This window comes from Aeromonas sp. R10-2, from assembly GCF_040908445.1.
In the GTDB taxonomy this organism is placed as follows: Bacteria; Pseudomonadota; Gammaproteobacteria; order Enterobacterales; family Aeromonadaceae; genus Aeromonas; species Aeromonas veronii.
The window spans coordinates 12,048-31,779 of record NZ_JBFODS010000058.1; the positions used below are offsets into that span (position 1 = coordinate 12,048).

Sequence of the window (19,732 nt, forward strand, 5' to 3'; positions counted from 1 at the left end):
TGTTCGCTGAATATGCCGTCAAAGTAGCGGCGAGATATCGAGACGCCCCTGCAAATCGGCTTCAAGCGGATTGTTTATAAACGGAATTTCGCCGAGGAAGGGTGCCGGCAGCAAGCCCCTCAGGGTGTCCAGATTTTCCTGATAATGGCTCATGGAACCATGGAGCCGATTAATTACCCACCCCGCCACCGGCAGCTGATCATTGCGAATAGCGGCAAAGGTGAGCAGCGCATGGTTGAGGCAACCCAGCTTGGCCCCCACTACCATGATCACCGCCATGTTCTCCTGCTTGACCCAGTCCGACAGCAGATGCTTGCGATCGAGCGGCAGATACCAGCCCCCCGCCCCTTCCACTACCGCCAGTTCGGCCCCGGCCTGTTCAATCTTGCGTAGCCCCTCGCTCAACCCCTGCATGGTGATGGGCTGGCGCGCCTCGCTGGCGGCAATGTGGGGCGCAATCGGCGGCTCATAGGCGAACGGATTGACCACCTCATAGGGCAGCGGCAGGCTCGCCGCCTCCTGCAACAGAACGGCATCCAGGTTGCGCAGCCCGTCCGGAGTGCGAGCACATCCGGCCGAGACCGGCTTGTAACCCGCGCACTTGATTCCCTGTGCGCTGAATTCGCGCAGCAGGGTGCGCGCCACCAGCGTCTTGCCCACATCGGTATCGGTGCCGGTGATAAAGAATGATTTCATACGGTTCTCTCCTTGGCAGGGCCCGTTGACTACCCTGCACACAATGCGATTCCCGGCGCTCAGCGAGGCTTGCTGAGGCGGCCGAGGCACACCCGATAACTGGCGACCAGCCTGCCATCGGGCTGGCGAAACGCCTCATACGCCTGAGTCAGCTGCTGCAATCTGGCGCGCCCGCTCAGACCGGCCGGGGCGGCACTCCCCTGATTGTCATTGACCTGATTGGCCCCAATCCCCTTGAGATCGCGCAACAGCTGCGGCAATTCAAGATAGGCGAGATCCCAGGTGATACAACGCAGCTCGGGAGCAGATACCCCGGCGCTCGCCAGCGCCTGCTCCAATTGTGGCAGGCTGAGGAAGCGATTGACATGGGCGCGACCATCAAGCTGCTGCCAGGCGGCTCGCAACTGCCAGAGCGACTCATCGAGCAGGGTCGAGAAAAAGATCTGGCCGCCCGGTTTGACCACCCGCAGCAGCTCGCCGAAAGCCTGGGCCGGACGCTCGCACCACTGCAGCGCCAGACTGGAGAAAATCCAGTCGAACGCGTTATCGGCGAAAGGAAGCTGCTCCGCATCGCCGCAGAGCAGGCGAGCACCGCTGCCACGCAAGGCGGCCTGCGCCAGCATGCCGGGGGCGAGATCCAGCCCCACCAGCTGGTGACAACGGTTCGCCAGTTGGGGCAAGAAAAAGCCGGTGCCGCAGCCCAGATCCAGCCCGCTCACCGTCAGATCAGTGCCAACCAGCCTGTCTGGCATCCATTCCAACAGCGCCTGACCCACCTCCTGCTGAAAGCGGGCGTGGGCATCGTAATGACGAGCGGCGGCGCCGAAACGGCGAGCAAGCTGCGCCTTGTCCACCGTTTGAAAACGCTCAGCCATAGTGAGCCTCCCCAACCGTTGTAACTGCAGGGCAGACCCCCAAGGCATCGAGCAGGCGATCCAGATCCTGCTCGCGGTGAGCCGCACTCAGGGTGATGCGCAGCCGGGCCGTACCGACTGGCACAGTGGGCGGGCGGATGGCGCTCACCCAGACGCAGCGCTCCCGCAGCCGCTCGGCCAGTTGCAAAGCAGCAAAGCTCTCCCCCACCAGCAGCGGCTGGATCGGGGTGTCGCTCGCGCCAAGCTGCCAACCCTGATCCTTTGCCCCTTGCCGGAAGCGAGCGATCAGCTGGCCAAGATGGGCGCGGGACTCATCAGCCGCGCGCACCAGTTCGACGCTCTTGCTGACCGCGCAGGCCTGCGCGGCGGGCATATGGGTGCTGTAGACATAGTGGCGGGCGAAGTTGACCAGATACTCCACCAGTTCGCGACTGCCGCCGACAAAGGCACCGGCAACCCCGAGCGCCTTGCCAAAAGTGCCCATCTGGATGTGTACGCTGGCAGGAGGAACCCCCTGCGCCGCCAGGGTGCCGCGCCCCTCAGGCCCCAGCACACCGAGGCCGTGGGCATCGTCGATCATCAGCCAGTTGCCGCTCCGGGCGGCGAGGATTGCGAGCTCACCCCAGGGGGCCTGATCCCCGTCCATGCTGAACACCCCCTCCGAGACGATGAGCCCGCGATTTGGCTCAAGCTGCCGTTCAAGGGCCGCCATATCGTTGTGGGCAAAACGCTTCATCTTGCAAGGGAGCTGGCTACCCATCTCCTGCAAAGAGGCGTGGTTGAGTTTGTCCTGCCACAGCAGGTGTTCCTTGCCAAGCAACGCTTTAAGCACCGCCTGATTGGCGGAAAAACCGCAATTGAACAGCAGCACCGCCTCCACCCCGAGCCACTCGGCCAGAGTTTCCTCGAGCTGTTGGTGGGCACGGCTGTACCCGGTCACCAGCGGCGAGGCGCCAGAGCCCGCACCATAGCGCTCAATCCCCGCGTTGAAGGCGGTCTTGATGGCGCCGTGTTCTGCCAGTCCCAGATAGTCGTTGGCGGAAAAGTTGAGGTAGTCGCGCCCTGCAACCCTGAGCCGCCCGCCACTCGCCCCGTCGGTCGCGATGCGGCGACGCAGCAGATTGGCCTGCTCGCGCTCGGCCAGCGCCGCGCCCAATGCAAAGGGGCCTGTTACTGCTGGGCCTGTCATGACCGCGCAGCCCCTTCACGGGGGCGGGTGGCGTCATAAAACATTTCGGCAGGTTCGCTCTGGCGGCTCACCTCGGCCAGCAGCTCCTCTTCTTGAACCTGATCCGGCTTCTGGGCCCGCTGGGCGGGACGAATACCGAGCCGCTTGAACAGCTGCATATCGCTGTTTTCGTCCGGGTTTGGCGTGGTCAGCAGTTTGCAGCCGTAGAAGATGGAGTTGGCCCCGGCCATAAAGCACATCGCCTGCATCTGCTCGTTCATCTTTTCCCGCCCGGCGGAGAGGCGCACATGGGAGGCGGGCATCATGATCCGTGCCACGGCGATGGTGCGGATAAATTCGAACGGATCGAGGTTCTCCTCGTTCTCCAGCGGCGTTCCCTTCACCTTAACCAGCATGTTGATGGGCACACTTTCGGGGTGACGGGGCAGGTTGGCGAGCGCCATCAAGAGGCCCGCCCGATCTTTCGCCTGCTCGCCCATGCCGACGATGCCGCCGGAGCAGACCTTCATGCCCGCGCCGCGCACATGCTCCAAGGTATCGAGCCGGTCCTGATAGGTGCGGGTGGAGATGATCTCGCCGTAGAACTCCGGCGAGGTGTCGAGGTTGTGGTTGTAGTAATCGAGCCCCGCGGCGCCAAGACGGGCCGCCTGATCGGCGGTGAGCATCCCCAGCGTCATGCAGGTCTCCATACCGAGCCCGCGCACCTCCTCAATCATCCGGATGATGTAGGGCATGTCTTTTTCTTTGGGATTGCGCCAGGCAGCCCCCATGCAAAAGCGTGACGAGCCGTTGGCCTTGGCTTCGCGGGCCCGCTCCAGCACCTTTTCCACCTCCATCAGCCGCTCGGCCTCAAGCCCGGTGTGGTAACGGGCGCTCTGGGGGCAGTATTTGCAATCTTCCGGGCAGGCGCCGGTCTTGATTGAGAGCAAAGTGCTCACCTGCACTTCATTCGGGTCAAAGTGGGCGCGGTGGACGGTCTGGGCCTGGAACAGCAGATCGTTGAACGGCAGGGCAAACAGGGCCTGAACCTCGGCGAGGGTCCAGTCATGACGAAGGGCGTGACCGCCCGCGGTGAGAGCATTCATACATGGCTTCCGGTTGTTATTAGTGGGATCCTGCGCCCGCCATCTTGGGATGGACGGCCACAAAACCCGCCGCCGGGCCTGCGCGCTCAGGGTGATGCGCAGTGCCAAGTGGCTGAAATTGTTGGCTAGTGTAGAGAGCACGCGTAGACTGTCAACACCGACCAGATCAAACTAATTGACAAAAGAACAACAAATGACCAATCAAGAATTCGACCTGCACCACATCTGGCACCCCTATACCTCACTCACTCACCCCCTGCCCTGCTATGAAGTGGCCAGCGCCAAAGGGGTGACCCTCACCCTCAGCGATGGCCGCAAACTGGTGGATGGCATGAGCTCCTGGTGGGCTTGCGTGCACGGGTATCAGGTGCCGGAGCTGGATGCTGCCGCCACCTCCCAGCTCGGCAAGATGTCCCACGTGATGTTTGGCGGCCTCACCCACGCCCCGGCGGTCGAGCTCTGCCGCAAGCTGGTGGAGATCACTCCAAAGGGGCTTGATCGGGTCTTTCTGGCCGATTCCGGCTCGGTGGCAGTGGAAGTGGCGCTCAAGATGGCCCAGCAGTACTGGCACGCCAAGGGAACGCCCAGAGCCAAATTTGTCGCCCTGCGCAGCGGCTATCACGGCGACACCTTTGGCGCCATGAGCGTCTGCGATCCGGACGGCGGCATGCATGAGCTCTACAAGGGATTCCTGCCGGAGCACTATTTTGTCGAAGCACCCAGCTGCCGCTTCCACGCCGAGTGGGATGAACAGTGCGTGGTGGAGCTGGCGACACTCATGGCGGATCATCACGAAGAGATCGCCGCCATCGTACTTGAGCCCATAGTGCAAGGGGCTGGCGGCATGCGCTTCTATCACCCCCGCTACCTGCAGTGGGTGCGCGCCCTGTGCGACGAGTTCGGTGTGCTGCTGATTGCCGACGAGATCGCCACCGGCTTTGGCCGTACCGGTCAGCTGTTTGCCTGCGACTGGGCGGGGATCAGCCCCGACATCATGTGTCTGGGCAAGGCGCTTACCGGCGGCTACCTCACCCTCTCGGCGACCCTGACCACCGAGCATGTCGCCCGCACCATCTGTGACGGCAAAGCCGGCGTCTTTATGCACGGCCCCACTTTTATGGGCAACCCGCTCGCCTGCGCGGTGGCCAACGCTTCCATCGATCTGCTGCTGGCCTCACCGTGGCAGGAGCGGGTGCGCACCATCGAGCATCAGCTGCGAACCGAACTGGTAGAGCTGACCCTGCACCCGGCGGTCGCGGATGTCCGGGTGCTCGGCGCCATCGGGGTGGTGGAGATGAAAGAGCGGGTGGATGTAGCGCGCATCCAGCGCAAGTTTGTCGAACTGGGCGCCTGGATCCGCCCCTTTGGCAAGCTGGTCTACCTGATGCCCCCCTTCGTCATCACCCCTGAAGAGCTACGGGTATTGACCGGCGCCATCCGTCAGGCCATCGCCGAAGGCGAGTTTTAATGCATGCAGCGGGCGGCCATCGCTGCCGCCCGTTTGACTACCGGCATTTGATATATAAAGAGGGCAACTTTATCCACTTCAGTGCGCTTTCACTTGCCGTAATGTGAGCAAAACACCAGACCTGAGGCCCCAAGAGGGGTAAACTGCTGCGGTTTTACCATCAAGAAAGACTGCTCATGCGCCTCTCCATTGCTGCCAAAATCAACTTTTTCCTGCTCTTCATCTTCTCCATGGTACTGGTCTTCTCCGCAGCCTATCAGGCGGTGCGCGAGCGCGATCTCATCCTGACCCTCATCAAGGAGCAAAGCCGCGAGCAGACCGAAGCCTATTTCGACGGCCTCAACATGCTGATGCTGACCGGCAAGATGGATGCCCGCGATACCCTGCGCGGCAAATTTCTCGACCATGCCCATGTGGAGGATGCCCGCATCGTTCGTGGCGACGCGGTGAGCAAACAGTTCGGGCCGGGCCGGGAGACCGAACAGGTAAAGGATGAGTTTGATGAGCTGGCACTGGCGGGCAAAGGGAGCCTAGAGGTGGTGCACAACGGCATGCACAGCCGTCTGGTGGTGACCCGACCGCTGCTGGCCAAGAAGGATTTTCGCGGCACCGACTGCACCAGCTGTCATCTGGTGCCGGAAAATACCGTGCTTGGTGCGGTGCGCTTTGACTACTCCCTCGATTCGCTGTTTACCCGGGTCGAGCAGAATATTCTCACCTCGGCGCTGATCCTCACCGGCATCTTCGGGATGGGACTGCTGCTGACCCTCTGGGTCATCCGCACCTGGATCGTGCGCCCTCTCAACCAGTTGACCCGCTCCATGGAAGAGGCGACTGACTTGCACGACTTCGGACACCGGCTGGAGGGGGATGACGGTGACGAGATTGGCCGGGTGGCGGTGGCCTACAACCAGATGCTCGACAGCGTGGAGCGCCAGCTCGGCAAGCGCACCAAGGCCAGCAGGCAGGAGCCGGATCAGCCCCGCTGAGGCGGGCGCTTAACCGACGTAGTAGAAGAGCAAGCTGGCGATCAGCACCAATAGCAGGATGGCCAGATTGACATGCCGGGAGTCATCCTGACGGCGGCTGCGCTTGCGCTCCAGCAGCAACACCGCCAGCGTCAGGGCGCAACAGCTCCAGAGCCCGTAGACCAGCCAGGGGGTAAGGGCCGGGTCCCAATAATCGCGCACCTCGATCCCGCCATAGACTAGAAAACCGTAGGCAATTTCGGGACGGGCATAGTGGTAAAGGGAGAGCAGCACGATAAAGCCGCCCCAGCAGAGCATCACCAGCCCCTGCAACACCCGTGTCAGCCAATCTGGCCCATGCCGCCGATCTTTCACCCACCTCTCCTGCGCCCGTGACACTCTTGTTGAGTGAACCATGCCGAAAACCCCACCAGAGTCCGACATTTTTGCTTGTTTATCAAACCCGCGCGGGTAAGATTGACGGCTTAGTCTGCCATGGTGGGCCATCTGTGCCCGGGCCAGACTCCCTAGTGTTGCAAATAGCGCTGCAAGAACAAGCTGGAGACAATATTTCGATGACGCACGCATCCGTAGTAGATGTGCTGGCCGGTAAGTATCCGGTCGGCACCACCCAAACTGTCAAAGGGTGGATCCGGACTCGCCGTGATTCCAAGGCGGGGATCTCATTTTTGGCCATTTCCGATGGCTCCTGTTTCCATCCGGTACAGGCAGTTGTCCCCAATACCCTGGCCAATTACGAGAATGAAGTGCTGCGTCTGACCACTGCCTGCTCCGTGGAAGTGACCGGCGTGGTTGCCGCCTCTCAGGGCAGCGGCCAGGCTTTCGAACTGCAGGCGACCGAGGTGAAGGTAGTCGGCTGGGTCGAAGATCCGGACACCTACCCGATGGCCGCCAAGCGCCACAGCATCGAATACCTGCGTGAACAGGCTCACCTGCGCCCGCGTACCAACATCGTTGGCGCCGTGACCCGCGTTCGTCACTGCCTGGCGCAAGCCATCCACCGCTTCTTCCACGAAGAGGGTTTCCTCTGGGTTGCGACCCCGCTCATCACCGCCTCTGACACCGAAGGTGCCGGCGAGATGTTCCGCGTCTCCACTCTGGACATGGAAAACCTGCCGCGCACCGACGCCGGCAAGGTGGACTACAACGAAGATTTCTTCGGCAAAGAGGCTTTCCTGACCGTATCCGGCCAGCTGAACGCCGAAACCTATGCCTGCGCACTCTCCAAGGTCTACACCTTCGGCCCGACCTTCCGCGCTGAAAACTCCAACACCAGCCGCCACCTGGCCGAGTTCTGGATGGTTGAGCCGGAAGTGGCCTTCAACGATCTGGAAGATAACGCCGCACTGGCCGAAGCCATGCTGAAGTATGTCTTCAACGCCGTACTGACCGAGCGTCGCGACGATCTGGAGTTCTTTGCCCAGCACGTGGACAAGGATGCCATCGGCCGTCTGGAGCGCTTCGTCTCCTCCGACTTCGCCCAGATCGACTACACCGACGCCATCGAAGTGCTGAAAAACTGCGGCAAGAAGTTCGAGTTCCCGGTCTCCTGGGGTATCGATCTCTCCTCCGAGCACGAGCGCTATCTGGCCGAGGAGCACTTCAAGTCTCCGGTGGTGGTGAAGAACTACCCGAAAGATATCAAGGCCTTCTACATGCGCCTCAACGACGACGGCAAGACCGTTGCCGCGATGGACGTACTGGCACCGGGAATCGGCGAGATCATCGGTGGTTCCCAGCGTGAAGAGCGTCTGGACGTGCTGGATGCCCGTCTGGCCGAGATGGGCCTGAACAAGGAAGATTACTGGTGGTATCGCGACCTGCGTCGCTTCGGTACCGTGCCGCACTCCGGCTTCGGTCTGGGCTTCGAGCGTCTGGTGGTCTACGTGACCGGCATGGGCAACGTCCGCGACGTGATCCCGTTCCCGCGTACTCCACGTACCGCCGAGTTCTGATCAGCGGCATCTTGCCACTGCATTGCAAAAGCCGACCTGCGGGTCGGCTTTTTTATTGTCACCGTTATGGGTGATACTCAGGATCAACCGGCACAAGGAACTCGTCGCCTATGGGATATCGCCTGCTGCTCTCGCTACTGCTGTCCTGCATGCCTGTTCAACTGTGGGCCGAGCCCGTTCGTCTGACCACCCTGGAGTGGCCCCCCTACACCAGCCAGAGCCTGCCCGATGGCGGCCTTACCGGTCATATCGTCAAGCGCGCCTTTGCCGAAGCGGGACTGGAGGTGACATTCGACTTCTACCCCTGGCAACGGGCAGTGCGGCTGGCGGCCGACCCGACCCAGCCTTATAGCGGCTATTTTCCCGAGTACCTCTCCGACACCCTGCCCACCCTGTGGCGCAGCTCCGCCAGCGTAGGCGACAGTGTGCTGGGCATGGCGCAGCGCTCAGGCCCCCCCATCCCCTGGCAGCAGCTCACGGATCTCGCCCCCTACCGGATCGGCGTAGTGGAGGGATACGTCAACACCCGTGAATTCGATGCCCTGATGGCTAGCAAGCGCCTCAACACTGCCGCCGTCGATGCAGACCTGCTCAACCTGCGCAAATTACAGCGCGACCGGCTCGATCTGGCGGTGATCGACCGGGATGTCTTTCACTGGCTCATCAACCATGATCGCAAGCTGAGCAGCGCCGGATTGCAATTTCACCCGAAGATCCTCGAACACAAGAGCCTGCACATCATGTTTCGCCCCGATCAGCAGGCGTTGCAGCAACGGGTGGCACAGGCCATTGCCAGATTGGATATTGCCAAGCTGAGCGAGGATTATCAGCGCCGCTATCTGCAGCAAGCACCTGCGGCCAAGTGAGCCAACCCACCGAAGTCAGCCCTTGCTGGCAAAAATAGCCTGAGCGCTGGCTTTTTCCCCCTCTTCTGCCGCAATCGAGCCCTTTTTATGCCCCTCCCCTGCAGCCCTGTTGCCGCACTGTGCTGCCACCATGACCTCCCGCTGGCTTGGCCCCGAGTGATACCACTTGGTGACAAAAATGATGTGTTTATTAGTACGTGGTTTTTAAGTGGTTTAATCAAAAATTCATCGAGTTATTGAAGTAACTCAATTTTTTCACTTTTTCAGGGGAGCAGAATAGCAACTAACCCTTTTGGGCTAAATAAAACAGACAATGACAATTCATGGTTCAGGCTACCCGCGGCAATATGGGTTGAATCACACGAGGTAACGGAATGATCTTGATGGAATTTTTAGTGGTACTCGGCTGCTTGCTGCTGGGTACCCGCTTTGGGGGCATGGGACTTGGTCTCATCAGTGGTATCGGTCTCTTCCTGCTGACCTTCGTCTTCGGCCTGGTGCCGGGCGAACCGCCTGTTCAGGTAATGCTGACCATTCTGGCGGTGATCGGCTGTGCCGCTACCCTGCAGACTGCCGGTGGCCTCAACCTGATGATGCAAGTGGCCGAGCGTCTGCTGCGCCGTCACCCGCAATACATCACTATCCTGGCGCCGCTCACCACCTGGACCCTCACCTTCCTGTGCGGTACCGGCCACGTGGTCTACACCATGTTCCCCATCATCGCTGACATCGCGCTGCAGAAGAACATCCGCCCCGAGCGCCCGATGGCTGTCGCCTCCGTTGCCTCCCAGATGGCCATCTGCGCCTCCCCGGTCTCCGTTGCCGTGGTCTCCATGGTCTCCATTCTGGCGGCCGGTCACGGTATCGGTCAGGCTTACGGCCTGCTCGACATCCTGATGATCGCCATCCCCTCCTCCCTGACCGGTGTCATCGTGGCGGCCCTGTGGAGCCTGCGTCGCGGCAAGGATCTGGACAAGGACGAAGAGTTCCAGGCCAAGATCAAAGACCCGGAGCAGCGTGCCTTCATCTACGGCGGTGGTGAAACCCTGCTCAACACCAAGTTCCCGAAAGAGGCCTACTGGTCTACCTGGATCTTCTTCGCCGCCATCGCTGCCGTGGTATTGCTCGGAGCCAACGAAGGTCTGCGTCCGGTGTTCACCATCAAGGACAAAACTGGCCCGCTCTCCATGAACCTGGTGATCCAGATGATGATGCTGATCGCCGGTGCCATCATCCTGATGCGCTGCAAGGTCAAGCCGGGCGAGATCGCCAACGGTGCAGTCTTCAAGGCAGGCATGGTCGCCATCTTCTCCGTATTCGGGGTGGCATGGATGAGTGAGACCTTCTTCCAGGCCCACATGCCGCTGCTCAAAGAGACCCTGGCCCATGTGGTACAGGCCCAGCCCTGGACCTACGCCCTGGTGCTGTTCCTCATCTCCAAGCTGGTAAACAGCCAAGCCGCCGCCCTCACCGCCATCGCCCCCATGGGTCTGGCACTGGGTGTGGAGCCGAAGCTGCTGATCGCCTTCCTGCCGGCGAGCTACGGCTACTTCGTGCTGCCGACCTACCCGAGCGATCTGGCCTGTATCGGTTTCGACCGCTCCGGCACCACCCGCATCGGCAAGTTCATCATCAACCACAGCTTCATCATTCCGGGGCTGATCGGGGTGGTGACCTCCTGCTCGCTGGGCTTTATCCTGACCAGCATCCTGCTCTAATCGCAGCGGCGTTTACCACGCTATTGCAATACAGGCCCCCGCTTCGGGGGCCTGCTTTTTTCCCCGCTCAGTTACCTCAACCACTTCCCCGCCGCCATTTCCGGACACAATACCTTTACCTCTGCCCACGCCGCTGGGTAGCATGCCCCCTCGTTCACCATTGGAATCTCATCCATGTCTCGCGTCATCCTGCTCTGGAGCGGTGGCAAAGATGCCATGCTGGCCCTCTGTCATGCCCGTCAAGCGGGCCATCAGGTGGTGGCACTGGCCACCTTTGCGCCGCCAGAGCCCCGATTTCTCGCTCACCCCTTGCCGCTGGTGCGCCGTCAGGCGGAAGCCCTCGGGCTGCCCCATCTGCTGGTCACCATAGAAGCGCCGTTCGATCTCGGTTATGAGTGGGCACTGGCACGGCTCAAGGAGGAGTGGCAACTCGATGGGGTAGTCACCGGCGATATCGACAGCGTGGGCGGTGCGCCTAACTGGATCCGCGAGCGCTGCCGCCCGCTTGGTCTCACCGTCCATACCCCGCTCTGGCAGCAATCTCGCCAAGCCTTGCTGGCGGATATGCTGGCCCGCGGCATCGTCGCCCACCTCTCCTGCATCGATACCCGGGTGCTGGCGCCGGAATGGGCCGGGCGAATGCTGGATGCGGCCACCCTGACCGAGTTGCAGCAACGGGCCGAGCACGAGGGCTTCGATGCCTGCGGCGAGCAAGGGGAGTACCACACCATGGTGACCGACGGCCCGGGCTTTGCCACCCCGCTGCGCCTCGATGGCTGGCAGGTGGCGCGGCAGGATCACCTGGCCTATCTGGCCGAACCGCAGGGGTAACGGCCGCAAGCCATCTGGCCAACTCACTCAGCTAGCGCGAAAAATCGAGATAAAAAAACGGGGGGCAACAGCCTCCCGTTTGGATTTGAGCGGACCAGTTTTGAGCGGGCCATGACGACCCGAACAAGGGATAAACCGGCTTATTTCGCCAGCTTGCCCAGCACCCGCTGCAGCAGGCGGATGCGCGGCTCGATGCTCTCCAGCAGCAGGAATTCCGCCTCCGAGTGGAAACCGCCGCCCATGGGGCCGAAACCATCCAGCGACGGCACCCCCGCGGCGGCGGTGAAGTTGGCATCCGAGCCGCCACCGGCTTCCAGCCAGTTGAAGGGGATCCCCTCCTCCTTGGCTGCCGCCTCCACCAGCGCCATCAGCGCCTCGGTGTCACCGCTCGGTCGCATCGCCGGCTTGAAGGTCTGGCGATCCACCTCGACCCGACAGCCCGCGAGGAAGGGGTTGTTGGCCATAAAGGTGAGCCGATCGTGTACCGCAGCGGCCTCTTCGTTGCTCCAGAAGCGCAGATCGACGATCGCCTCGGCAAAGTCCGGCACCACGTTGACGCCGGTGCCGCCCTGTACCACGCCGACGTTCATGGTGGTGCCCGTGGTCATGTTGACCTGCTCGTTGATGGCCAGCACCCAGTGCGCCAGCTCGGTGATTGCAGAGATCCCTTCGGTCAGGGCCGAACCGGCGTGGGACGCCTTGCCGTGGAAGGTGATGCGGTACTTGGCATTGCCCTTGCGGGCGCTGATAAGATCTCCGCTCGGGCGAGCAGCTTCAGCCACCAGCACGCAGCCGCTCTGTTTGGCCTTCTCCACCAGCCAATCTTTCGACCAGGGGGAGCCAATCTCTTCGTCGCAGTTGCAGCAGACCAGCACCTTGAGCTTGGCAAGCAATACCGGATCCATCTCTTTGAGGGCATACCAGATAGAGAGCAAGCCGCTCTTCATGTCCGAGACGCCGGGGCCAAAGGCTTGATTGCCTTCGATGTTCAGCGGGCGTTTGGCCGCCGTCCCCTCGGGGAAGACGGTATCCATGTGGCCGCACAGCATCACGTCGTAGTGATCGGCACCCGGCGCATTGGTGATCTCGAGGCAGGGGCCGCACTCGGCAGCAAACTGGTGGCGAGTCACCTGCCAGCCGATGGCCTCATATTTCTCGGTCATGATGTCGGCCACCTTCGCCACCCCGGCCGGGGTGCGAGTACCGCAATCGAGGTTGATGAGCGGGGCCAGATCGGCCAGATAGCTATCGAGGGAAAACGGGCTCTTTACAACTGTCATTATCTTCTCCATGCAACAATCAGCGTTGATGGCCGATCGTCTATTGCAACAATGCGACACAGTGAGAAAAAGGCGGGCAGCCATGCCACCCGCCCGACCGGTAAATTCCAAACACCACTACATAACCCACATCACTACATAAACAGCAGATAGTTGAGGGTCAACGCCGTCACCAGCGCACCCGCCATCGGCACGCTGGTGCGCTTGACCACGGTAAAGGGCGATACCTTGGCAATCCCCGCACAGGCGATCAGTACCGCTGCGATGGGGGAGACGGTGCGGCCGATACTGGAAGCGAGCTGCATCGGCAGCAGCATGGTCACCGCAGGTACGCCAAACTTGGCCGCCACCGCCGGTGCCAGGGTCGAGAAGCTGAGGAACGCCGCGTTGCCGGAGCCCATGATGACCGCCGCCACCATGATCAGCGCCACCATCACCAGGGTCATCAGACCGCTGCCGATACCGGCATTGCTGGCAGAGTGCAGCAGGGTGTCGATGGCGCCGATGGCCTTGAGAGATTCGGCAAACAGCTCGGCACAGACGATTAGCGCCACCACGGGGCCAAACACCTTGCCCATGCCATCGAGGAAGCTGGAGAGCCCGGCAAAAGCGGTACGCACCGAGCGGCTACGTAGCAGCTCGCACAGCATGCCGATAAAGACCGACAGCAGCATGGCCACCTCCACGCTCATCTTGATGTCGCTCACCAGCAGCTTGGAGAAGGTCATCATCAGCACGAAGGGGATGATCGGCAGCAAGGCATACCAGGTGGGCGCCTGCACGCTCTCGGTGCCCTGCTCGTCCAGCTCGGCGTGATCGCCGCGATGGAGCGCAGGATCCCAGCCATCCTTGCGATCGCAGTGACGCTGCCAGAAGAAGTGCAGCACCATGGTCACCAGCAGCATGGGGGCCACCAGCCAGATCTGGTAGTCAACGAAATAGCTGGTCGGATCCATGCCGGATTGACCGGCGGAGAAGATGGCGTTGGTCTGGGTCGGGCCAATCTCGAACGCCTGGGAAGTGGCGATGACGCCACAGGCGGAGGCCGGGCTGATGCCGAGGTTGCGCATCACCGGATACATGGTGACCATCAACAGCAGGCCAAGGCCGGTAGCGGAGGTGACGAACAGGGAGACGAATACCGCCACCAGATAGCAGATGGAGAGCATCAGGTAGCTGGACTGGATGCCTGCCACCGGTTTGACCGCCACCCGCACCAGCGCCTGGGAGGCCCCGATATGGGACATGTAGGTGGCAAAACCGGCCACCGCCATGATGGTGAGGCCGAGGCCCGCCGCGCGGTAGGAGAAGATCCCCTTGAACACTTCGAACAGATCGAACAGGGCGAAACCGGTGCTCTTGTCAGCGGGCAGAATGGGGTGCAATCCCAGCCAGTAGGCCAGGGTGAAAATGGCCATACCGGCCAATGCCAGCACCGCCTGCGGGTTGTAATCCTTGATAATGCCGTAGACCACGGCGACCAGAACGAGCAAGACGAATAAAAGTTCCAATATTCACTCCTGATAAATTTATCGAAGAGCGAAATCTAGTGATCTGACCACTGTTTGCCTTTGATCCCTATCAATAAAGGTGCCGTCACCGTGATTCATTAGCATAATATGTCGGCCATGTAACAATTTTTCGTTATTTCAACTACCGGAAAACCTTTATCACCCCATATCCGGGAATTGTGTGACGCGACTCCCCTCTTTTTTGCGTTGGATCAACATATGACGGCGCCGAACTGGCGAAGATGCGCTTCGACATATAGCGACCATTTCGCGCCGGAGAGAGTTATGACAAGCCAAGCCACCGCAGGTGCTTCGACCTGCGACTACAAGCTGTGGGACATCCTCGTCGAGTCTGCAAAGGAACGCACTACCATTCGTTACTCCAAACTGGCCAAGCAGGCCGGGCTGGAGCAGTGCCAGGATGAACTGCGCACCCTGCTGCAACGCATCCGCATGTACTGCACCGAAAACAACCTGCCGATCCTCTCCGCCATCGTGGTGGACGACGTGGGCAAATACACTGGCCTCTCTTCCAGCCTGCCTGATGCACCCTGGGAACGGGCCCGGGTCTTTGACCATGAATGGACCACCCTGCACTGATTGAGGTGCTTGATAATGCCAACCAAAACGCGCCCGCTGGCGCGTTTTGGCTATCTGGTGTTTGCCCCCTTCTCTTTTTCTCCTGCAATAGCGGCTCTTCTCCCGCAATACCCAACCCCATCGGGCATACCCGCCGCACCGCTTCTGATCTTGATCTCAAAAGCGCCGCTCAGGTGTGACCAGTTCCGGTAAAACCCGCGAGCCAGACCATCGGCGTTGCCATGGGATTGCCACAATGCCAGAATCGGGCCCTTGCACTGCGTTGATTCGGATTTTCGAGCGCGGCCACGGCCAGCGCCCACAAGAGAAGGACTCCCCATGGCCATCACCCTCTATGGCATCAAGAACTGCGACACCATCAAGAAAGCCCGCAAGTGGCTGGATGAGGCCGGTATCGACTACCGCTTTCACGACCACCGCGCCGACGGCCTGAATCCGGACGATCTGGACAGCTGGCTGGCAAAACTCGGCTGGGAAGCCCTGCTCAATAGTCGCGGCACCACCTTCCGCGCCCTGCCGGATGAGGCCAAACAGGGGCTCGACACCGCCAAGGCGCGCGCCCTGCTGCTGGAACATCCGGCCATGATCAAGCGCCCGCTGCTCGACCGTGACGGCGAACTGACTCTGGGTTTCAAGGCTGATCACTACCAATCCCTCTTCTCCCGTTAAGGACAACTGATGTCGGATGTCATCGCACTGGCCAAGGATCTGATCCGCCGCCCCTCCGTTACCCCCCTCGATGAAGGGTGCCAGACCCTGATGGCGGAGCGCCTCGCCAGGATCGGGTTCGTTATCGAGCCCATGGTGTTTGAGGACACCACCAATCTCTGGGCCCGCCGCGGCAGCGAGGGGCCGCTGTTCTGCTTCGCCGGCCACACCGACGTGGTGCCCGCCGGGCCGCTGGACAAATGGCACACCCCGCCGTTCGAGCCGACCATCAAGGATGGTGTGCTCTACGGGCGCGGCGCCGCCGACATGAAGGGCTCGCTGGCTTCCATGGTGGTGGCGGTCGAGCGCTTTGTGGCCGAGCATCCGGATCACACCGGGTCCATCGCTTTTCTCATCACCTCCGATGAGGAGGGGCCCTTTATCAATGGCACCACCCGGGTGATCGACACCCTGGAGGCCCGCAACGAGAAGATCCGCTGGTGCATCGTCGGCGAGCCCTCCTCCACCGCCGTGGTCGGGGATGTGGTGAAGAACGGCCGCCGCGGCTCCATCACCGGCGATCTGCTGGTACGCGGGGTGCAGGGCCATGTCGCCTATCCCCATCTGGCTGACAACCCCATTCATAAAGCCGCGCCAGCGCTGGCGGAACTCGCCGCTACCGTGTGGGATGAGGGCAACGCCTACTTCCCCCCCACCAGCTTCCAGATCGCCAATATCTCGGCCGGCACCGGCGCCTCCAACGTCATTCCGGGCGAGCTGCAGGTGCAGTTCAACTTCCGCTTCAGTACCGAACTGACCGACATGGATATCCGTGAGCGGGTCGAAGCGCTGCTGGATAAACATGGCCTCGATTATCAGCTGAGCTGGACCCTCTCCGGCCAGCCGTTTCTCACCGACACCGGCGCGCTGCTTGATGCGGCTGTGGCGGCCATCGAGGCGGTGAACGGTCAGCGACCGGCCCTGCTCACCACCGGCGGCACCTCCGACGGGCGCTTTATCGCCCCCACCGGCGCCGAAGTGATTGAGCTTGGCCCCGTCAACACCACCATTCACAAGGTGAACGAGTGCGTGAAGGCGGACGATCTGGACCTGCTGGCGGACATGTACCAAGGGGTGCTCGAGAGATTGCTGGCATGACGCAGGAACAACTGCTGGGGCTCGACGAGAGCCACCTTATTCTGGTGGGGCGCGGCCCCCATCGTCTGACCGCTGCCACCGCGGCGGCCTTCAACGACATGCAGGTAGCCGCCGCCTATGAGGGATTCAACCTGCAGGCTGCCTCCAGCTGGCGCAGCTTCGAGCGCCAGCTCGCCATCTGGAATGGCAAGTGGCGCGGCGAACGGCCACTGCTCGATGCCAACAGCCAACCCATCGATGCCCTGCAACTAAGCGAGGTGGAGCGGCTGCACGCCATCCTGCGCTGGAGTGCCCTGCCCGGCACCAGTCGTCACCACTGGGGGACCGACCTCGATATCTACGACCCGGACTGTTTGCCTGCCGATACCAAACTGGCACTGGAGCCCTGGGAGTATGAAGCCGGGGGTTGGTTTGCAGATCTCAGCGAGTGGCTCAGCGACCATATGAGCGACTTCGGCTTCTTCCTCCCTTATGCCAAGCCGGTCGGGGCAGAGAGCGGGGTCGCCTACGAGCCCTGGCATATCAGCTTCTCGCTGGAGTCCGATGAGCAGCGGCTCGATCCCGCAGCACTGGCGCTTTGCCTGCAACAGGCGGATATTGAAGGCAAGTCAACCATATTGGCCAATCTTGATGAAATTTTGGCCCGTTATGTCACCACCTGTCCTGACGAAAGGAAAATCCCATGAATCTCTGGCTGTGGATAGGGTTGCCGCTGCTGTTTCTGCTCGGGCTGTTTCTCAATGCCATCAAAGACATGAAACGGCTGGAGAAGCAGTTGCCCAACTACAAGGACAAGATCCGCGAAGTGAAGGATGACGAGGACGACTGAATCCTGCCCCATCCCGTGGGGAGCGCCCTTGTGCTCCCCTCTCCCTCTGCTGTGCCGTTTCGCACTTCCCCGCCATCTCCTCCCTGCGCATCCTGAAATCGACGCTCCTTTGACTCCGCTTTCGTTAACCCCGTCACTGTCAGAATATGGCGCGGCCATGCTGAAAAAAGGGATGAAAAATGTAAGAAAGTGCAAATTGATGCACAAATAAGCCACACAAGGGGGGCCTAACTGCATATAATGTGCCTACTTTGCACATTACCAGGAAGGAGTTCGCCCTTGGATGCCGCTACCATCAACAGTTTCTTTTTTGTCGCTGCCCTGTTGGTGGGAGCCAGCGTACTGTTGAGCGCCCTCTCTTCCCGCCTCGGTATTCCCATTCTGGTTATCTTCCTCGCCGTCGGCATGCTGGCCGGTGAGGATGGCCCAGGTGGTATCCACTTCGCTGACTACTCCATCGCCTATCTGGTGGGCAACCTGGCGCTTGCCATCATCCTGCTCGACGGCGGCATGCGCACCCGGGTCTCCTCGTTCCGGGTGGCGCTCTGGCCTGCCTTGTCGCTCGCTACAGTCGGGGTGGCTATCACCACCGGCCTGACGGGTCTCGCCGCCGCCTGGCTGTTTGACCTCAACCTGATGCAGGGGATGCTGATCGGCGCCATCGTCGGCTCCACAGATGCGGCGGCAGTCTTCTCCCTGCTCGGCGGACGCAGTCTGAACGAGCGGGTGAGCGCCACCCTGGAGATAGAGTCAGGCAGCAACGACCCCATGGCGGTGTTTCTCACCGTCACCCTGATCGAGGTGCTCGCCACCGCCCAGCAAGGGCTGGATGGGGGCTTCCTGCTGCTGCAACTGGTCAAGCAGTTTGGTCTTGGCGCCGGGATTGGCCTTGGCGGCGGCTGGCTGCTGTGGCGCCTCATCAACACCGCCCGTCTGGCGCCGGGACTCTATCCGCTGCTCACCGTCAGCGGCGGCCTGCTGATCTTCGCCCTCACCACGGCGGTCGGTGGCAGCGGTATTCTCGCCATCTATCTCACCGGTCTGTTGCTCGGCAACCTCGCCCTGCGCAGCCGCAGCACCACATTGTCGGTGCTGGACGGTCTGACCTGGCTCAGCCAAATCGGCATGTTTCTGGTGCTGGGGCTGCTCGCCTCCCCCCACAAGCTGCTGCCCATCGCCCTGCCCGCGCTGGCGCTGGCGATGTGGATGATCCTGTTTGCCCGCCCGGTGTCGGTCTGGATCGGGCTGCTGCCGTTCAAGAACTTCGCCCCCCGCGAGCGCTGGTTTATCTCCTGGGTCGGCTTGCGCGGCGCCGTGCCCATCATTCTGGCGGTGTTCCCCATGATGGCGGGGCTGCCCAACGCCCAGCTCTACTTCAACGTCGCCTTCTTCGTGGTGCTGGTCTCGCTGATTTTGCAGGGCAGCTCGCTACCGCTGGCATCAAAACTGGCGCGGGTGGAAGTACCTGCACCACCGTCCCCCATCAACCGCTCCGGACTCGAGATCGATCTCGACAGCCAGTGGGAGACCTTCGTCTACCAACTGGGGGAGGAGAAGTGGTGCATCGGCTCGCCACTGCGGGATCTGCAGATGCCCACCGGCACCCGGATCTGCGCCCTGTTTCGTGGCCGCGAGCTGCTCCACCCCTCAGGCAGTACCTGTCTGCAGGCCGATGACATCCTCTGCGTGATCGGTCACGAACGTGACCTCCCTGCCCTCGGCCAGCTCTTTAGCCAGGCGCCGGAGCAGGATCTCGGCCCCCGCTTCTTCGGTGACTTCCTGCTGGAAGCAGCCGCGCGGCTGGTGGATCTCGCCCCTCTCTACGGGCTGGATGTGAGCGAGGTGGCGGATCAGACACTGGGCGATTTTATTGCCAGCCAGTTGGGCGATAATCTGGTGGTCGGTGACAACATCGAATGGCAGGGCCTGATCTGGACCGTGGCCGAAATGGACGAGAGCGTGCCGAGCAAGATCGGGGTGCGCTTTCAGGAAGAGGACCCGGTCTGACCGACCGTCCCGTATCAAGTCCCCAGC

General features: G+C 61.5%; 19 protein-coding genes. 12 read left to right on the plus strand and 7 right to left on the minus strand.

The window, feature by feature from the left end:
- Window positions 1-18: 18 nt before the first annotated feature.
- Genes bioD through bioB form a run of 4 tightly spaced genes read right to left on the minus strand, consistent with a single transcriptional unit; the run spans window position 19 to window position 3,845 of the window.
- Window positions 19-696: a dethiobiotin synthase gene (gene bioD / locus AB5Y97_RS11990; protein ID WP_005337893.1), complete on the minus strand. Its 678-nt coding sequence runs from the start codon at window positions 694-696 to the stop codon at window positions 19-21.
- Window positions 697-755: 59 nt separating this feature from the next.
- Window positions 756-1,571, minus strand: coding sequence for a malonyl-ACP O-methyltransferase BioC (gene bioC, locus AB5Y97_RS11995; RefSeq protein WP_201945557.1), 816 nt, complete (start codon window positions 1,569-1,571; stop codon window positions 756-758).
- Window positions 1,564-2,760 carry an 8-amino-7-oxononanoate synthase gene (gene bioF / locus AB5Y97_RS12000; RefSeq protein WP_201945559.1) on the minus strand — a complete coding sequence of 399 codons (1,197 nt, stop codon included), beginning with the start codon at window positions 2,758-2,760 and terminating at the stop codon, window positions 1,564-1,566. The genes bioC and bioF overlap by 8 nt, the downstream gene beginning before the upstream one ends.
- On the minus strand, window positions 2,757-3,845 hold the full coding sequence (gene bioB / locus AB5Y97_RS12005; protein WP_201945562.1) for a biotin synthase BioB: 1,089 nt from the start codon (window positions 3,843-3,845) through the stop codon (window positions 2,757-2,759). The genes bioF and bioB overlap by 4 nt, the downstream gene beginning before the upstream one ends.
- A 193-nt stretch (window positions 3,846-4,038) precedes the next feature.
- Between bioB and bioA the strand changes: the two genes are divergently transcribed.
- Complete coding sequence (gene bioA, locus AB5Y97_RS12010) at window positions 4,039-5,313, plus strand: adenosylmethionine--8-amino-7-oxononanoate transaminase (RefSeq protein WP_201945564.1); 1,275 nt, start codon at window positions 4,039-4,041, stop codon at window positions 5,311-5,313.
- A 176-nt stretch (window positions 5,314-5,489) separates the two neighbouring features.
- Complete coding sequence (locus AB5Y97_RS12015) at window positions 5,490-6,302, plus strand: HAMP domain-containing protein (protein ID WP_005350472.1); 813 nt, start codon at window positions 5,490-5,492, stop codon at window positions 6,300-6,302.
- A gap of 9 nt (window positions 6,303-6,311) precedes the next feature.
- Here AB5Y97_RS12015 and AB5Y97_RS12020 read toward each other — a convergent pair whose 3' ends face one another.
- Entirely contained in the window at window positions 6,312-6,656 is a 345-nt protein-coding gene (locus tag AB5Y97_RS12020) for a hypothetical protein (RefSeq protein ID WP_005359354.1), read from the minus strand.
- A gap of 200 nt (window positions 6,657-6,856) precedes the next feature.
- On the opposite strand from AB5Y97_RS12020, the gene asnS reads away from it, so the two are divergent.
- The 4 genes from asnS (at window position 6,857) to AB5Y97_RS12040 (ending at window position 11,672) form a co-directional block, all read left to right on the plus strand.
- Window positions 6,857-8,257, plus strand: a complete 1,401-nt coding sequence (asnS, locus tag AB5Y97_RS12025; protein ID WP_043818544.1) for an asparagine--tRNA ligase — start codon at window positions 6,857-6,859, stop codon at window positions 8,255-8,257.
- 110 nt (window positions 8,258-8,367) lie between these two features.
- On the plus strand, window positions 8,368-9,123 hold the full coding sequence (locus tag AB5Y97_RS12030) for an ABC transporter substrate-binding protein (RefSeq protein WP_075115474.1): 756 nt from the start codon (window positions 8,368-8,370) through the stop codon (window positions 9,121-9,123).
- Between the two features lie 374 nt (window positions 9,124-9,497).
- Window positions 9,498-10,841 carry an anaerobic C4-dicarboxylate transporter gene (locus AB5Y97_RS12035; protein ID WP_005337916.1) on the plus strand — a complete coding sequence of 448 codons (1,344 nt, stop codon included), beginning with the start codon at window positions 9,498-9,500 and terminating at the stop codon, window positions 10,839-10,841.
- A 174-nt stretch (window positions 10,842-11,015) separates the two neighbouring features.
- Window positions 11,016-11,672 carry a hypothetical protein gene (locus AB5Y97_RS12040; RefSeq protein WP_113738784.1) on the plus strand — a complete coding sequence of 219 codons (657 nt, stop codon included), beginning with the start codon at window positions 11,016-11,018 and terminating at the stop codon, window positions 11,670-11,672.
- A gap of 140 nt (window positions 11,673-11,812) precedes the next feature.
- On the opposite strand, the gene AB5Y97_RS12045 is transcribed toward AB5Y97_RS12040, so the two are convergent.
- Both AB5Y97_RS12045 and dcuC read right to left on the minus strand, forming a co-directional pair.
- On the minus strand, window positions 11,813-12,952 hold the full coding sequence (locus tag AB5Y97_RS12045) for a M20 family metallopeptidase (RefSeq protein ID WP_058058027.1): 1,140 nt from the start codon (window positions 12,950-12,952) through the stop codon (window positions 11,813-11,815).
- A 134-nt stretch (window positions 12,953-13,086) separates the two neighbouring features.
- Entirely contained in the window at window positions 13,087-14,463 is a 1,377-nt protein-coding gene (gene dcuC, locus AB5Y97_RS12050; protein WP_103250482.1) for a C4-dicarboxylate transporter DcuC, read from the minus strand.
- 285 nt (window positions 14,464-14,748) lie between these two features.
- Between dcuC and AB5Y97_RS12055 the strand changes: the two genes are divergently transcribed.
- The 6 genes from AB5Y97_RS12055 (at window position 14,749) to AB5Y97_RS12080 (ending at window position 19,705) form a co-directional block, all read left to right on the plus strand.
- Window positions 14,749-15,063: a hypothetical protein gene (locus AB5Y97_RS12055; RefSeq protein WP_005337929.1), complete on the plus strand. Its 315-nt coding sequence runs from the start codon at window positions 14,749-14,751 to the stop codon at window positions 15,061-15,063.
- A gap of 318 nt (window positions 15,064-15,381) precedes the next feature.
- Window positions 15,382-15,732, plus strand: coding sequence for an ArsC family reductase (locus AB5Y97_RS12060; RefSeq protein ID WP_005337930.1), 351 nt, complete (start codon window positions 15,382-15,384; stop codon window positions 15,730-15,732).
- Window positions 15,733-15,741: 9 nt separating this feature from the next.
- Window positions 15,742-16,869, plus strand: coding sequence for a succinyl-diaminopimelate desuccinylase (dapE, locus tag AB5Y97_RS12065; protein ID WP_103250481.1), 1,128 nt, complete (start codon window positions 15,742-15,744; stop codon window positions 16,867-16,869).
- Window positions 16,866-17,555, plus strand: a complete 690-nt coding sequence (locus AB5Y97_RS12070) for a M15 family metallopeptidase (protein WP_058058024.1) — start codon at window positions 16,866-16,868, stop codon at window positions 17,553-17,555. The genes dapE and AB5Y97_RS12070 overlap by 4 nt, the downstream gene beginning before the upstream one ends.
- Window positions 17,552-17,698 carry a hypothetical protein gene (locus AB5Y97_RS12075; protein WP_005337933.1) on the plus strand — a complete coding sequence of 49 codons (147 nt, stop codon included), beginning with the start codon at window positions 17,552-17,554 and terminating at the stop codon, window positions 17,696-17,698. Before AB5Y97_RS12070 ends, AB5Y97_RS12075 begins: the two co-directional genes overlap by 4 nt.
- Before the next feature lie 279 nt (window positions 17,699-17,977).
- Window positions 17,978-19,705, plus strand: coding sequence for a potassium/proton antiporter (locus tag AB5Y97_RS12080; protein ID WP_005359340.1), 1,728 nt, complete (start codon window positions 17,978-17,980; stop codon window positions 19,703-19,705).
- The last annotated feature ends 27 nt before the right edge of the window (window positions 19,706-19,732 follow it).